Source organism: uncultured Ralstonia sp. (genome assembly GCA_913056305.1).
Classification (GTDB): Bacteria; Pseudomonadota; Gammaproteobacteria; order Burkholderiales; family Burkholderiaceae; genus Ralstonia.
Map to the genome: position 1 here is coordinate 30,894 of CAJXMR010000020.1, position 13,132 is coordinate 44,025.

Sequence of the window (13,132 nt, forward strand, 5' to 3'; positions counted from 1 at the left end):
TCGCCACGTTCCGGCACGGCCTCGCGCCACACGCGTTACATCGCATTAATATAGGGTGATCGAACTGGGGGCGGAGTTCCGACATGATCGCGCTGGGCGAGGCATACCGCGCCGGATTGCTGCGCAGACAAAACTGGGGGCCGAACATCGTCTCCGGTGTCATCGTCGGCATCGTCGCGCTGCCACTGGCCATGGCCTTTGCAATCGCATCCGGCGCAAAGCCCGAACAGGGGCTCTACACCGCCATCGTGGCCGGGCTGCTGGTCTCCACCCTGGGTGGCAGCCGGGTACAGATCGCGGGGCCGACCGGCGCATTCATCGTGATCCTGTCGGGCATCACGGCCAGCCACGGCATCGACGGCCTGCAGATCGCCACGCTCATGGCTGGCATCATGCTCACCGCCATGGGGGCCGCCAAGCTGGGGGCCGTCATCAAGTTCATCCCGGCCCCGGTTATCGTCGGTTTCACGACCGGGATCGGCGTCATCATCTGGGTGGGCCAATGGCCTGATTTTTTCGGGCTGCCCAAGCCAGCCGGCACCCATTTCCACGAGAAGCTCTGGCATACGCTGCAGGCCTTGCCACATCTGCATCCGGCCACCACGGCGCTGGCTGTGTTGAGCCTGCTGCTGGTCGTGCTCTCGCCGCGCATCCGCTACCTGAAGCGCGTGCCCGGCCCGCTGGTGGCGATGGCAGCGGCCACGGCCTTGCAGGCGATCTTCCATTTTGCCGGGGTGTCGACCATCGGCAGCACCTTTGGGGGTATCCCGCAGGGTCTGCCCAGCCTCACCTTGCCGACCGTGACACCGGCCCGCATCGTCGAGCTGATCGGCCCGGCCTTCACGATTGCGATGCTGGGCGCCATCGAGTCGCTGCTCTCCGCCGTGGTGGCCGATGGCATGGCCGGCACCCGGCACGATGCCAACCAGGAGCTGGTCGGCCAGGGGATCGCCAATATCGTTGCCCCTCTGTTTGGCGGTTTCGCCGCCACCGGGGCGATTGCGCGCACGGCCACCAACATCCGCAACGGCGGCAACAGTCCGCTGGCGGGCGTCGTGCATGCGGCGACGCTGGTCTTGATCATTCTGCTGCTGGCGCCGCTGGCCTCGATGGTGCCGCTGGCGGCGTTGTCCGCCATCCTGTTCGTGGTGGCGTACAACATGAGCGAGATACGGCATTTCGCGCGCATGCTCCAGCGCGCGCCCAGGACGGACGTCGCCATCCTGCTCATCACGTTCATCCTGACGGTGTTTGCCGATCTGGTGGTGGCGGTGAACATCGGCGTGATCCTGGCCACGCTGCAGTTTCTGCGGCGCATGGCCTCGTCGGTCGAGGTGTCGCAGCAGTCGGAGCAGCAGCTCGGCAATGAACTGGGGCAGATGCGATTGCCGCCGAGCGTGCTGGTGTACGCCATCGACGGCCCGTTCTTCTTCGGCGCCGTCGAGAACTTTGAACGCGTCCTGATCGAAACGCGTTCCGACCCGCAGGTCCTGGTGCTGCGGTTGCGGCGCGTGCCGTTTATCGACATGACCGGGTTGCTGACGCTGGAAGAGGTGATCGGCAAGCTCGATCAGCGCGGCATCACAGTCCTCATTTGCGAGGCCAACGACCGGGTACGCGGCAAGCTGGACAAGGCCGGCATCCTGGCCACCGTGGGCAGCGACAACTACCTCGACAGCTTTGCCGCGGCCATTGCGCGGGCCGACATGCTGATCGGCTCCAGCGAAGCCGCTGCGCGCGAGCATCAACGGGTGTTGTCCGCGCATGCGCAGGCGGTGCTCAAAGTCAGCCAGGAGCAATGGCTGGACCGGCAGCCATAGCGGCAGCCCTGGCGGCCCACCGATACCCGCCGCCCGGGCCTTACACGCGCTTGAGAACAACCGCCGCCTGGTCAGCCTCCGCTTGGGAATCCACGGCCACATAGGCCACGAACTGCGTGCCGATCACGGCCGCGGAGAAGCCGCGCAGGTTGAGCCCAGCCGCAGCAAGATCCTCGGCCAGCGCGGCGGCGATCCCCGGCTGGTTACGGCCCGTGACGCGGACACAATGCTGTTTTTGCGTGACGTTGAAGCCGGCCACCGCCGCTGCCAGCATTTCCCGGTCGCCTTGTAGCGGCGTCACGAAGACGACGCCTTCACCGGGCCGGTCCGGGCTGCGCCGCGCGATGATCCACTGCAGGTCGGCGCCGGCATCGCGCAGGGTCGTCAAGACGCTCGCCAAACCGCCCGGTGCGTCCGGGATGCCCGCGGCCCAGACTTCCACCTGCTCCACCAGCAAGTCCATGATCGCGACTCCTTGCCTTGGCCTGCCGGCAAGCCGCATGGATGCCACGGCGTCAGCAGACGTTGGGGAGGCGCAATATTGCCGCGTACGTGTGGGCCAGATGCCTTGCCTCGCCTCGGGGGCAGCGGGCCTGGGCGCTTGGGCCAATGACGTGCCAGCCCCCATCCGGACCGAATCAGTATAGGCACCCGCGCATCAATTGCAGCGGGCTGCCGTGGCCGCCGGCTACCGCCGCTGCGCCACCAGATCATCCATCACCGGCACCACCGCCAGCAGCATCAGGATCGACGCCAGCGGGATCGTCGCCACATAGCCGACGTGCTTGAACCCCAGCGCGCCGGTCACGCCGCCCACGAAAAACATCGCCAGCAGTGAGGACAGCAGCCGCAGTTTGGGCCGGTTGGCCACCACCGCCGGCAGGTTGCGGTGGCCATGGTTCCAATACAGCGCCTTGCCGATCTCGATGCCGATGTCGGTGGCCAGCCCGGTGACGTGGGTGGTGCGGATTTCCGCCCTGGAGATCTTGGTGATGATGGCGTTCTGCAGCCCCATCATGAAGCACAGCAGTGCCACGGTGGCCGGCACGAACACCACGCGAAACTGATCGAGCGAGGCGCCCATCAGGCCGAAGCACAGCAGGAGACCAGCCTCCAGCATGAGCGGCAGCGCGAATTCGCTCTGGGTATTGCGCCGGCGCCCCCAGTTGACCAGTACCGCCGTGCAGGCCGCGCCGCACAGGAAGGCCAGCAGCGAGGCAACGCCGCCCAGCACCAGCACGATGTCACCCAGCACCAGGTCATCCGCCATGGCCGAGACGATGCCCGACATGTGCGACGTGTATTGCTTGACGGCGAGAAACCCGCCCGCGTTGGCGGCACCGGCCACGAAGGCCAGCGATTGACCGAGCCGCCGGTTGGCGTCTTCCGTACGCTCGCGGCTGGTCAGACGGCGGAGGTATTGAATCGGCATGACCAACCCAGGCGGTAACCAAGCGGCCATTATGCGCTCGCCCGGGTTGCCTGCCTTGCAGATTGGTCTGAATCCGCTAGCCGTTGATGTACTGGAACAGCGACAGCCCCTGCATCGACGCGAACGTCTTCTGCGCGGCCTGCAGCGACACCTGCTGCTGCGAGAACTGCGAGATGGCGCTGGTGTAGTCCACCGACTGCAGGTTGGAGATCTGCTCCTTGAGCTGCTCGCCGTAGTCGGAGCCGCTCTTGTCGAGCGTGGTGAGCTGGGTCTGCTGCGAGCCGACCGTGACCTGCGCCTGCAGGGCCACCTGATACGCGTTGTTCAGGTTGCCCTCGGCGGTCTGCACGGCGCTCAGGATGGCCGAGTTGCCGGTCGCTGCCGTGATCGGCTGCGACAGGGCCGTGATCAGGTTCTCGTAGGTCTTGAAGACGCTCTGGTTGGCGCTCGGGTTGGAAGCGTCGCTATTCGGGACGCGCACAAACACCGCATCGCCCGCCACCGAGTTCTGCATGGAGATGTTCGACGCCACCTTCACGGTCGGGGCTTGCCCGGTGCCCACGTACTGCACGGAGCCGCCGCTGCTGACGAACGGGGCAGTCGTGCCGCTGGCGCCGCCAAACAGCGCAACGCCCGTGGCATCCTTGAGGTTGGCGGTGGACAGCAACTGCTGGTACTGCTGCTTGACCTGCGCCAGGATGCCGACACGCTGCGCATCCGTGAGCGTGCCGACGTTGGCCGTGATGGTCGACTGCAAGCCCTGCTGCAAGGTCGACGCCACATTCGTCAACGCCGACGCCACCAAGTTCAGGCGGGCGTTGGTCGCGTTGCGGTTGGTCTGGTACTGGTCGTTGGCGTCCTGCGTCTGCTGCAGCCCCAGCACCTGGCCCATCTTGGCGGGATCGTCGCCAGCACTGTTGAGCGCGATGCCGGTCGAAATCTGCTGCTGCAGCTTGACCAGGCTCGACTGCGTGCCCTGCATCGAGCTGGTGGTCTGCGAATAAAACTGGGCGGTGCTGACGCGCATGATCGGGTCCGGAACGGGTTCTCTAGCGTGCTATATCGGCAGGTGTGCGCGATTCTTCAGGGTGGCCTTAGCTGCCGGCAATCGACAGCAAGCTGCTGAACAGCGAATTGGCCGTCTGCATGACCTTGGCCGAGGCCTGGTACGCCTGCTGGTACTTCATCAGGTTCATGGCCTCTTCATCCAGGTTGACCCCGGACACCGACTGCTGCTGCGAGGTCGCACTGCTCAGCAGCGCCTGCTGCGAGGTCAGGTTGGTGCTGGCCTGGTTGGCCTTCAGGCCCACCTGGCTGACGACGCTGGTCCACGACGCGCCGAGCGTCATGGTGCCGCCGCTGAGCAGCGTGGCGGTGCGCAGGCCAGCCAGCGCGCTGGCATTGCCGTTATCGGTGCTGTTGGCCTTGTTGGCCGACACGGTAAAGGTGTCGTTGTTGGCCGGGCTGCCCGTCAGCGTCATCTGCACGCCGTTGAACGAATACGTCGCCCCCTGCGTGTAGGGTGCGGTGCCGGCGTAGGTGGTCGAGGTGCCGTTGGCGGTGACCGTCACGCTGCCCGGGAAGCCCGACAGCGTGCTGCCGGCCGCGCTGTACGTGAGCGTTACGGGCGAGGCGAGCGGCGCTCCGGCGTACGTGCTGTTCACGCTCAGCGACGACACCGTGCCCCCACCCGTGTTGTTGCTGCCCAGGCTGGAGACCACCGGCGTGGCCGCTGCCACGTTGTGGTAATCGGTGACGAGCGTCTGCATGGTCGCCGCCGCGTTGGCGGTCGGACGCACCAGGAACGAATCGCCGTTGTTCATCGTGCCGCTCAGGTTGAGCGTGACGCCGTCGATGGTGGTCGGCCAGCTCGCCACCGTCACGGCGCCGGAGCCGCTCGGATAGTGCGACACGGTGTAGTTGCCGCCAGAGAACTGCACCTGGTAATCGTAGCCCTGGCCGGCGTTGGCATTGGTGATGGTGGCAGTGAGCGCACCGGTGCCGGTATTGGTGGTGCTGGCCGCCACGCTGGGCGCGGCCGTAGAGAACATCGCCGTGCCCATGTTGCCATTGGCGTCCATGCCCTGCTTGCTCTGCGCGTTGACATTGGCCGTCACGGCAGCGGCGAGCTGGCCCAGGCCGTTCTGCGCCGGGATCAGCGTGTTCTGGCGGAAGTCCATCAGGCCGCCGAGCGTGCCACCCCCCAACTGGTTGTCGGCAATCATCACCGTGCCGGCCGGGCCCTTGTAGCCAACGGACAGCTGGTTCGGGTCGTATTGCGAGCCCACCGCGGCCAGCTGGTAGCTCTTGTCACCCTGCACCAGCGCCTGGCCGTTGCCCACGTAGATGTTGTACTGGCCGTCGCCGGTCTGCACCACGCTGGCCTTGACCGACTGGTTGAGCTGCTGCACCAACTGCTCGCGCTGGTCGCGCAGGTCGTTGGCGGGCTGGGTCGACGAGGCCTCGGTCTGGGCGATCTGCTTGTTCAGGGCGGCGATCTGCTGGCTGATGCCGTTGACCGTGTTGACCTGCGCCTGCACCTGCTGGTTGACCTGGTTCGACAGCGCGCTGAGCTGGTTGCCGATCGTGTTGAAACGGCTTTGCAGCGACGATGCCGAACTCAGGAAAACCTGGCGCGCCGACGTATCGGACGGGTTGGACGCCAGCCCGTCGGCCGCATTGAAGAAGCTGGTGAGCGCCGGGCCCAGGCTGCTGTTGCTGTCCGACAGGTATTTGTCCAGGCCCGAGGCCAAGCTACTGAGCTGGTTGGCGGCACTGGTGGATGCCTGGCTGCTTTGCACCTGGGCGGTCAGGTACTGGTCATAGATGCGCTTGACCGTGGTGACGTTGACGCCCTGGCCCAGAAAGCCGGCCCCCGTGGAAAACGGCAGGTTCTCGGTCTGCACGGCCTGCTGCCGCGAGTAGCCGGCAGTGCCCGCGTTGGCAATGTTGTTGCCGGTCACCTGCAGGTTGATATCGGCGACCCGCAATCCGGTCGCGCCAATATTCAGGAGGGAGCTGCTCATGTTGGTCTCGGTGCAGGCGGTGCGACACCGCCAGATTGGTCGCTACCGGCAACAACGGCCACTTGCGCGGAAACTTGAGCCCTGAGCGCTATCGATCCGCAGGACCGATAGCTTGGGCTTGCATCAAGCCATCTGCTTGAGCACCGCCATGATCTTGTGGGCGTAGTTGGGGTCGGTGGCATAACCGGCACGCTGCAGCCCCTTGGCAAACGAAGCCGCATCGTTGCCGTTGCCGGCCGCGACCACGTTGTTGTAGCGCGGGTTGCTGGTCAGCATGTTGGCGTAGTCCTTGAACGCCTCGGCATACGAAGCGTAGGCGCGGAACTTCTCCTTGACCTTGTGGGCGACGCCGCCGATGTACTCGGTGGTGGTCACTTCCGCGGTCTTGCCCGTCCACGCGCTGCCGGCCTTGATGCCAAACAGGTTGTGCGTGTTGGAGCCGTCCTTGGCGTGGATCTCGCGGCGGCCCCAGCCGGACTCCAGCGCGGCGTGGCCGATCATGAAGTTGGCCGGGATGCCGGTGGCCTGGCTGGCCTGCGAGGCGTGGCCGATCAGCTTGTTGTAGAAGCTGGACATGCGGTCGCCGGCCGGCTCGGACGACACCTGCGACAGGTCCACGTCAGCCGGGGCGCTGGCGCTCTGGCCTTCGGCCTGGGCCTGTTTGCGCAAGGCGGCCAGCGCACGCGCCACCCGCTCTTCCAGGCCGGGGCGCGGCACGGTGCTGATGCCTGAGCCGTCGTCTTCGGTGCCGGCGGCGGCCGTGGCGGCCAGGCCGTTGAGCGACGAGCGTGCAATCGCCTTGGCCGCGTCCGTGGTCGAACCCGTGGCGCCAGGCAGTGCCGTATTGGTGGCGGTGGTGTTGGACAGCGCCGTGTTCACCTTGGCCGATGCGTCCGGGTTCACCTTGGCCGCCTGGCGCAGCATCTGCTTGAGCAGCTGGTCGGCCACGCCCACGCCGCGCGCGGACATGGTCTGCGACAGCTGCTGGTCGAGCATCGACGTATACATCTTGCTCGACGACGAGTCGAACAGACCGTTCTGCGGCGAGGCATCACGCATCTGCTTGAGCATCATGTTGACGAAGATCGCGTCGAACTGCTTGGCGACGGTCTTGGTCGCGCCGATCGGATCGGTGCGCGCGGCCTGCTTGAGCGATTCGAACCCCTTGGAGTCGATCGCCAGGCGGCTGTTGATGTCGGACGAATTCATGGCATCGGCTCCGCGGGCGTCAGATGATTTCCAGGTCGGCGCGCAGCGCGTTGGCCGCCTTCATCGCCTGCAGGATGGAAATCAGGTCTTGCGGGTTGGCGCCGATGGCGTTGATGGCCTTGACCACGTCCGCCAGGTTGGTGCCGCCCTTCACGTTGATGAGGCTGCCGCCCTGCTGCTTGACCTCGATGTTCGAGCGTGCGCCCGCCACCGTCTGCCCTTGCGAGAACGGCGCCGGCTGGCTCACCACCGGCTCCGTGCTGATGGTGACCGACAGGCTGCCGTGCGCCACCGCGCAGGGCTCGAGCTTGACGAGCTGGTTCATCACCACCGAGCCGGTGCGGGCGTTGACCACCACGCGCGCGGCGGCCAGGGCCGGCGTCACGTCGATGCTCTGCAGCTTGGCCAGGAAGCCCACGCGGTCGCCCGCCAGGGCAGGTGCGCGCACGTTGATGGTGCGGCCATCGGCGGCCTCGGCGGTGCCGCCGCCAAACTGCTTGTTGATGGCGGTGACGATGTTCTGCACGGTGCCGAAATCGGTGGTGCCGGTGTCGAGCTGGATGCTGCCGGCCTCGCCCACCGTGGCCTGCACGGCGCGCTCCACCGTCGCCCCGCTGGCGATGCGGCCGGCGCCAAGCTGGTTGATCTGCACCTTGCTGCCGTTGGCCGACGCGCCCGCGCCGCCAATCACCACGTTGCCCTGCGCCAGCGCATAGAGTTGGCCGTCCACGCCCTTGAGCGGCGTGAGCAGCAGCGTGCCGCCGCGCAGGCTCTTGGCATTGCCGATGGACGAGACCGTCACGTCGATGGTCTGGCCCGGCCGCACGAAGGCGGGCAGCGAGGCCGTCACCACCACGGCGGCGGTGTTCTTGAGCTGGATGCTCGCGCCCGCCGGCACGTTGATGCCGAACTGCGTGAGCATGTTGTTGAAGCTCTGGATCGTGAACGGCGTCTGCGTGGTCTGGTCGCCGCTGCCATCCAGGCCGACGACGAGGCCGTAGCCGATCAGCGCGTTCTCGCGCACGCCGGCGACGGTGGTCAGGTCCTTGATGCGGTCAGCGTGGGCCGATCCTGCGATTGCGCTCAGTGCCACCAGGGCCGCGCCGAGGATGCGTTGCAATGTCATGGCCGGGTTCCTCAGAACGGTGACACGGTCAGGAAGAACCGCGACAGCCAGCCCATCTGCTGGGACTCGGCCACATAGCCGGTGCCGCGGTATTCCATGCGTGCGTCGGCCACCTGGGTGGACAGCACGGTGTTCTGGTTGTTGACGGTGGTCGGGTTGACGACGCCCGAGAACTTGACCGACTCGGTGCCCTGCCCCACGGCGGTCTGCTTCTCGCCGCTCACCACCAGGTTGCCGTTGGAGAGCACCTCCACCACCGTCACGGTGATGGTGGCGGTGAAATTGTTCTGTGCGCCGTTGGCACCCTTGCTGTCGAACTTGTTGGCATCGGTGGCCGACACGCCCAGCAATGACAGCACGCCCGCGTTCATGCCCGCGAAGGTCGGCACCGAAGCGCTCATGCTGCCGCTGCGGTCCACGCTGCCCGACATCTGCTTGCTGGCCGCCGTATTCTCGGTGATGACGATGGTGATGGTGTCGCCCACCATGTGTGCGCGACGGTCTTCGAACATGCCGCGAAAGCCGCCGCTGCCCGATGCCACCTCCTGGTAAATCGCTCCGTTCTGGCGCGGCGCCATCACGGGCATGGGCGGGCGCGCGCTGGTCGGACCCTGCACGATTGGGGCGGGCGGCGGCAGCATGCCGCACGCCGTGGCGAGCAGGGCGGCCGTGCCGAGCACGGCCAACCGAGCGATTCGCACAGCGCGGCCGCCGTGCGGGAGCGAGATGACCGGGGGGGTTTGCATCGCGTGACTTCCTTAGAACAGCGCCGCCGAGCTTAGAGCTGGGCCAGCTTCTCCAGCATCTGGTCGGAGGTCTGCACCGACTTGCTGTTGATCTCGTACGCGCGCTGCGTCTGGATCATGTTGACCATTTCCTCGACCACGTTCACGTTGGACGTTTCCACGTAGTTCTGGCTGAGCACGCCCGTGCCGTTGGCGCCCGGGGTGGCCAGGTTGGCGGTACCAGCAGCCTCGGTTTCGGCGTACAGGTTCTCGCCCAGGCTGCGCAGGCCGGCCGGGTTGATGAAGTTGGCCAGCTGGAACGTGCCCACCTGGGTGTTGTTGACCGTACCCGGCGTGGTGACGGTCACGATACCGTCCTTGCCAATCGTCAGGCTGGTGGCGTTCTGCGGCACGGTGATGGCGGGTTGCACCGGGTAGCCAGCAGCCGTCACCAACTGACCCTGCGCGTTGATCTGGAAGCTGCCGTCACGCGTGTAGGCCAGCGTGCCGTCGGGCATCTGCACCTGGAAGAAGCCGTTGCCGTTGATGGCCACGTCGGTCGAGTTGCCGGTCTGCTGCAGGTTGCCCTGCGTGTGCAGACGCTCGGTGGCCACCACGCGCGTGCCGGTACCGATCTGCATGCCCGAGGGCAGCGTGGTCTGCTGCGACGACTGCGCACCCGGCTCGCGCACGTTCTGGTACAGCAAGTCTTCGAACACGGCGCGCGAGCGCTTGAAGCCGGTCGTGTTGACGTTCGCCAGGTTGTTCGAGATCACGTCCAGCTGGGTTTGCTGGGCGTCCATCCCGGTCTTGGAAATCCACAGGGAGCGAATCATGTTCGGGTCCTAGGTTGGGTTCTCTTGAGGCCCGCCGCTTCAGGCGTGGCGCAGCAGTTCGTTGGCCGATTGCGCGTTGGTGTCGCCCGTGTGCAGCGCCTTCATCTGCATCTCGAGCTGGCGCGAGATTTCGATCATGTTGACCAGCGAGTCGGTCAGGTTGACGTTGCTGCCTTCCAGCGCGCCGCCAGTAACGCGGACTTTCTCGTCCACGCTGGCATCCTGGCCGTCGCGCTGGCGGAACAGACCGTCCGTGCCACGGTCAAGGTTGGCCGGGTCGATGTTGACCAGCTTGAGCCGGCCCAGTGCCACGGGCGGGGTGCGGTTGTCTGCGCTGATCGCGTTGACGGTGCCGTCCTTGGCAAACTGCACCGTGGTGTCGGGCGGCAGCGTGATCGGGCCGCCATCGCCCATCACCGGCTGGCCGGACAGCGTCTGGATGGTGCCGTCCGCGCCCAGCTGGAACGTGCCGGCGCGGGTGTAGGCCTCGCTGCCGTCAGCGGCCTGCACGGCAAAGTAGCCCTGCCCGTCGATGGCCACGTCCAGGCTGCGGCCGGTGGTCTCGATCGGGCCCGGGCTCACGTCGGTGCCGATGGCCGAAGCCATCACGTAGCTGCGCGTGGGCGAGCCGTCGCCTTCCACGCCCACCGTATGGAACGCGTCGATCTGGGCCTTGAAACCGGTGGTGCTGGCGTTGGCGAGGTTGTTGGCGCTGGCGGCCTGCTGGTCGAACAGGTGCTTCGCGCCGGTCATCGCCACGTAGATCATGCGGTCCATGGTGGGTTCCTCTCAAATATGGAAACGTGATCAAAATGAAGCGAAGCGGTTCTGGTGGTTTGGCGGCGTCGCAGACAGTACAAGAAGTACGGCAAGACGCGAGGTTTCCAACTTCGGGACCGCCAGAATCGTTTTGAGCACGTTTCTTAGCGCAGGCTGACCAGCGTCTGGAGGATGGTGTCCTCCGTCTTGATGGTCTGCGCGTTGGCCTGGTACGAGCGCTGGGCGACGATCATGTTGACCAGCTCCTGGCTCAGGTCCACGTTGGACTGCTCCACCGCCGACGATTGCAGCAGGCCGAACGAACCCATGCCCGGCGTGCCCAGCGTGGGCGCGCCGGAATCGGCCGTTTCCACCCACTGGTTGGCGCCGATGTTCTGCAGGCCGCCGTCGGCCTTGAAGTTGGCCATGGCGATCTGGCCCAGCACCGCGGTGCGGCCGTTCGAGTAGCGCGCCGTGATGGTGCCGTCGGTGCCCACGCCGTAGCTGGCCAGGCGGCCGGTGGCGTAGCCGTCTTGCGTGACGGTGGTGTCGTTGAAGCCACCGCCGTACTGCGTCGTGCCGGTCAGGTCGATGTTCGTGATGGTCATGCCCGCAAACGTGACCGGAATCTTGGTGGGCGCAGACGTGACCTGACCGCTGCTGTTGAAGGTGAGCGAGGTGATCGGGTTGCCGGTGGTCGGGTTGGCGCCGTCCACCTGTGCGTACACGTCCCAGCCGGCGGCGGTGCGCACGTAGTAGTTGGTCAGCATGTGCGACGTACCGGTGCCGTCATACACCTGCTCCGACACCGAGTGGTTGAACGTGGCCGAGTTGGTGGCCGAGAACGGCGTGGTGGTCGGCACCGTGCCGGCGGCGTCCAGGTTGATGGCGAACGCGGTGTTGGTGGTGGCCAGCGGCGCCAGGTCGTTGACCGGAATCTTCAGGTTGGTCAGCACGGCGGTGTTGACCTTGCCGTTGGTGTCCACGCCGTAGCCGGTCAGGTTCTGGCCGGTGGCGGAGATGATGTAGCCGTTCTTGTCGGTCTGGAACTGGCCGTTGCGCGTGTACGAAACCTGGCCGCTGCCCGGATTCACCACGCGGTAGAAGCCCGTGCCGTTAATGGCGATATCCAGCGGGTTGCCCGTCACCGTGACGTTGCCCTGGGTGAACGACTGCGTCACCTTGGTCACCTGCACGCCCTGGCCCACGGCGTTGTCGGTGGCGCCCACCAACGAACGGGCGTAGACGTCACCAAAGTCCACCGTGCCGGACTTGAAGCCCACGGTGTTGGCGTTGGCCACGTTGTTGCCGATCACGTCGAGGTTTTTGGAGGCGGCATCGAGACCGCTCAAGCCTTGCTGGAATCCCATTGTGTTCTCCCGTTGGAAGATGAAAGCGCTGCGGACAGCCTGTTATTGAATGGTCGTGATGCTGGACAGAGCAGCCGTGCCGCCCGAGGCCAACTGCAATTGCGTGGTGCCGTTGCTGATGTTCACACCGGTGACGGTGGTGCTGGCGAGCGTGCTGGCCGTGGTGGTCTTGCCCGACTTCGTGGCCGACACCGCCATCTTGTACTGGCCGTCGGCCAGCGTATTGCCCTTGTCGTCCTTGCCGTTCCAGGTGAAGTTGGTCGAGCCGCTGGACAGCGAGCCCAGGTCGACGGTGCGCACCGCCACGCCGGCGGAATTGGTGATGGTGACCACCGCGTCGTCGGCGCCACTCGGGGCCGACACGCCAAAGCTGGCCGTGCCCGAAGCCAGCGTCAGGCTCGACGACGGCGCCTGCACGGTACGGCCGATCAGCGCGGCGCCCTGCGAGGCGGCCGACTGCGAGGCCAGGTTGGTCATCGTCGTGTTCAGGTTCTGGATGCCGCTCACGGTGTTGATCTGGGCCAGCTGCGCAGTCATCTGCGAGTTGTCCATCGGGTTGAGCGGGTCCTGGTTTTGCAGCTGGGTCACCAGCAGCTTCATGAACGTGTTCTGCAAGTCCGCGCCGGTTTGGGCGGTCAGGCTGCTGGTGGTGGACGACGTGCTGGTGGCGCTGGTGGTCGAGCTGACGGTCATTTTCTTGTCTCGCTTGTACGGTGGGCGGCTTACTGGCCGAGCGTGAGGGCCTTGGAGGCCATCGTCTTGGTGGTGTTGGCAACTTCCACGTTGGCCTGGTACGAGCGCGAGGCGGAAATCATGTTGACCATCTCGT

The 13,132-nt window shown here is 66.0% G+C and carries 13 protein-coding genes; 1 reads left to right on the plus strand and 12 read right to left on the minus strand.

The window, feature by feature from the left end:
• The first annotated feature begins 83 nt into the window (after window positions 1-83).
• Entirely contained in the window at window positions 84-1,820 is a 1,737-nt protein-coding gene (locus tag QZ609_RS05825; protein WP_295492175.1) for a SulP family inorganic anion transporter, read from the plus strand.
• Between the two features lie 40 nt (window positions 1,821-1,860).
• Here the strand turns inward: QZ609_RS05825 and QZ609_RS05830 are convergent, their stop codons facing one another.
• The 12 genes from QZ609_RS05830 to QZ609_RS05885 all read right to left on the minus strand — a co-directional run.
• Window positions 1,861-2,283, minus strand: a complete 423-nt coding sequence (locus QZ609_RS05830; RefSeq protein WP_295492177.1) for an ACT domain-containing protein — start codon at window positions 2,281-2,283, stop codon at window positions 1,861-1,863.
• 225 nt (window positions 2,284-2,508) lie between these two features.
• Complete coding sequence (locus QZ609_RS05835; RefSeq protein ID WP_295492179.1) at window positions 2,509-3,252, minus strand: YoaK family protein; 744 nt, start codon at window positions 3,250-3,252, stop codon at window positions 2,509-2,511.
• A 76-nt stretch (window positions 3,253-3,328) separates the two neighbouring features.
• Window positions 3,329-4,279, minus strand: coding sequence for a flagellar hook-associated protein FlgL (gene flgL / locus QZ609_RS05840; protein ID WP_295492181.1), 951 nt, complete (start codon window positions 4,277-4,279; stop codon window positions 3,329-3,331).
• 67 nt (window positions 4,280-4,346) lie between these two features.
• Window positions 4,347-6,278: a flagellar hook-associated protein FlgK gene (gene flgK / locus QZ609_RS05845; RefSeq protein ID WP_295492182.1), complete on the minus strand. Its 1,932-nt coding sequence runs from the start codon at window positions 6,276-6,278 to the stop codon at window positions 4,347-4,349.
• Window positions 6,279-6,401: 123 nt separating this feature from the next.
• Window positions 6,402-7,487, minus strand: coding sequence for a flagellar assembly peptidoglycan hydrolase FlgJ (gene flgJ, locus QZ609_RS05850; protein WP_295492184.1), 1,086 nt, complete (start codon window positions 7,485-7,487; stop codon window positions 6,402-6,404).
• Window positions 7,488-7,506: 19 nt separating this feature from the next.
• Window positions 7,507-8,613 (minus strand): flagellar basal body P-ring protein FlgI, encoded by a 1,107-nt coding sequence (locus QZ609_RS05855; protein WP_295492186.1) that lies wholly within the window; start codon window positions 8,611-8,613, stop codon window positions 7,507-7,509.
• A gap of 11 nt (window positions 8,614-8,624) precedes the next feature.
• Window positions 8,625-9,359, minus strand: a complete 735-nt coding sequence (locus QZ609_RS05860; RefSeq protein WP_295492188.1) for a flagellar basal body L-ring protein FlgH — start codon at window positions 9,357-9,359, stop codon at window positions 8,625-8,627.
• A 32-nt stretch (window positions 9,360-9,391) separates the two neighbouring features.
• A complete protein-coding gene (gene flgG, locus QZ609_RS05865; protein ID WP_295492190.1) occupies window positions 9,392-10,174 on the minus strand; it encodes a flagellar basal-body rod protein FlgG in 783 nt (260 codons plus the stop codon).
• 39 nt (window positions 10,175-10,213) lie between these two features.
• Complete coding sequence (gene flgF, locus QZ609_RS05870; protein WP_295492192.1) at window positions 10,214-10,951, minus strand: flagellar basal-body rod protein FlgF; 738 nt, start codon at window positions 10,949-10,951, stop codon at window positions 10,214-10,216.
• 146 nt (window positions 10,952-11,097) lie between these two features.
• Window positions 11,098-12,303 (minus strand): flagellar hook protein FlgE, encoded by a 1,206-nt coding sequence (gene flgE / locus QZ609_RS05875; RefSeq protein ID WP_295492194.1) that lies wholly within the window; start codon window positions 12,301-12,303, stop codon window positions 11,098-11,100.
• Between the two features lie 42 nt (window positions 12,304-12,345).
• Complete coding sequence (locus tag QZ609_RS05880) at window positions 12,346-12,996, minus strand: flagellar hook capping FlgD N-terminal domain-containing protein (protein WP_295492196.1); 651 nt, start codon at window positions 12,994-12,996, stop codon at window positions 12,346-12,348.
• Between the two features lie 29 nt (window positions 12,997-13,025).
• On the minus strand, window positions 13,026-13,132 hold a 107-nt coding region (locus QZ609_RS05885), incomplete at its 5' end, for a flagellar basal body rod C-terminal domain-containing protein (RefSeq protein WP_295492200.1).

Coding starts and splice junctions, on each gene's coding strand:
- QZ609_RS05825 (WP_295492175.1), top strand. CDS start 84: ATGATCGCGCTGGGCGAGGCATACCGCGCCGGATTGCTGCGCAGACAA.
- flgE (WP_295492194.1), bottom strand. CDS start 12,303: ATGGGATTCCAGCAAGGCTTGAGCGGTCTCGATGCCGCCTCCAAAAAC.
- flgF (WP_295492192.1), bottom strand. CDS start 10,951: ATGGACCGCATGATCTACGTGGCGATGACCGGCGCGAAGCACCTGTTC.
- QZ609_RS05860 (WP_295492188.1), bottom strand. CDS start 9,359: ATGCAAACCCCCCCGGTCATCTCGCTCCCGCACGGCGGCCGCGCTGTG.
- flgJ (WP_295492184.1), bottom strand. CDS start 7,487: ATGAATTCGTCCGACATCAACAGCCGCCTGGCGATCGACTCCAAGGGG.
- QZ609_RS05835 (WP_295492179.1), bottom strand. CDS start 3,252: ATGCCGATTCAATACCTCCGCCGTCTGACCAGCCGCGAGCGTACGGAA.
- QZ609_RS05830 (WP_295492177.1), bottom strand. CDS start 2,283: ATGGACTTGCTGGTGGAGCAGGTGGAAGTCTGGGCCGCGGGCATCCCG.
- QZ609_RS05880 (WP_295492196.1), bottom strand. CDS start 12,996: ATGACCGTCAGCTCGACCACCAGCGCCACCAGCACGTCGTCCACCACC.
- flgG (WP_295492190.1), bottom strand. CDS start 10,174: ATGATTCGCTCCCTGTGGATTTCCAAGACCGGGATGGACGCCCAGCAA.
- flgK (WP_295492182.1), bottom strand. CDS start 6,278: ATGAGCAGCTCCCTCCTGAATATTGGCGCGACCGGATTGCGGGTCGCC.
- QZ609_RS05855 (WP_295492186.1), bottom strand. CDS start 8,613: ATGACATTGCAACGCATCCTCGGCGCGGCCCTGGTGGCACTGAGCGCA.
- flgL (WP_295492181.1), bottom strand. CDS start 4,279: ATGCGCGTCAGCACCGCCCAGTTTTATTCGCAGACCACCAGCTCGATG.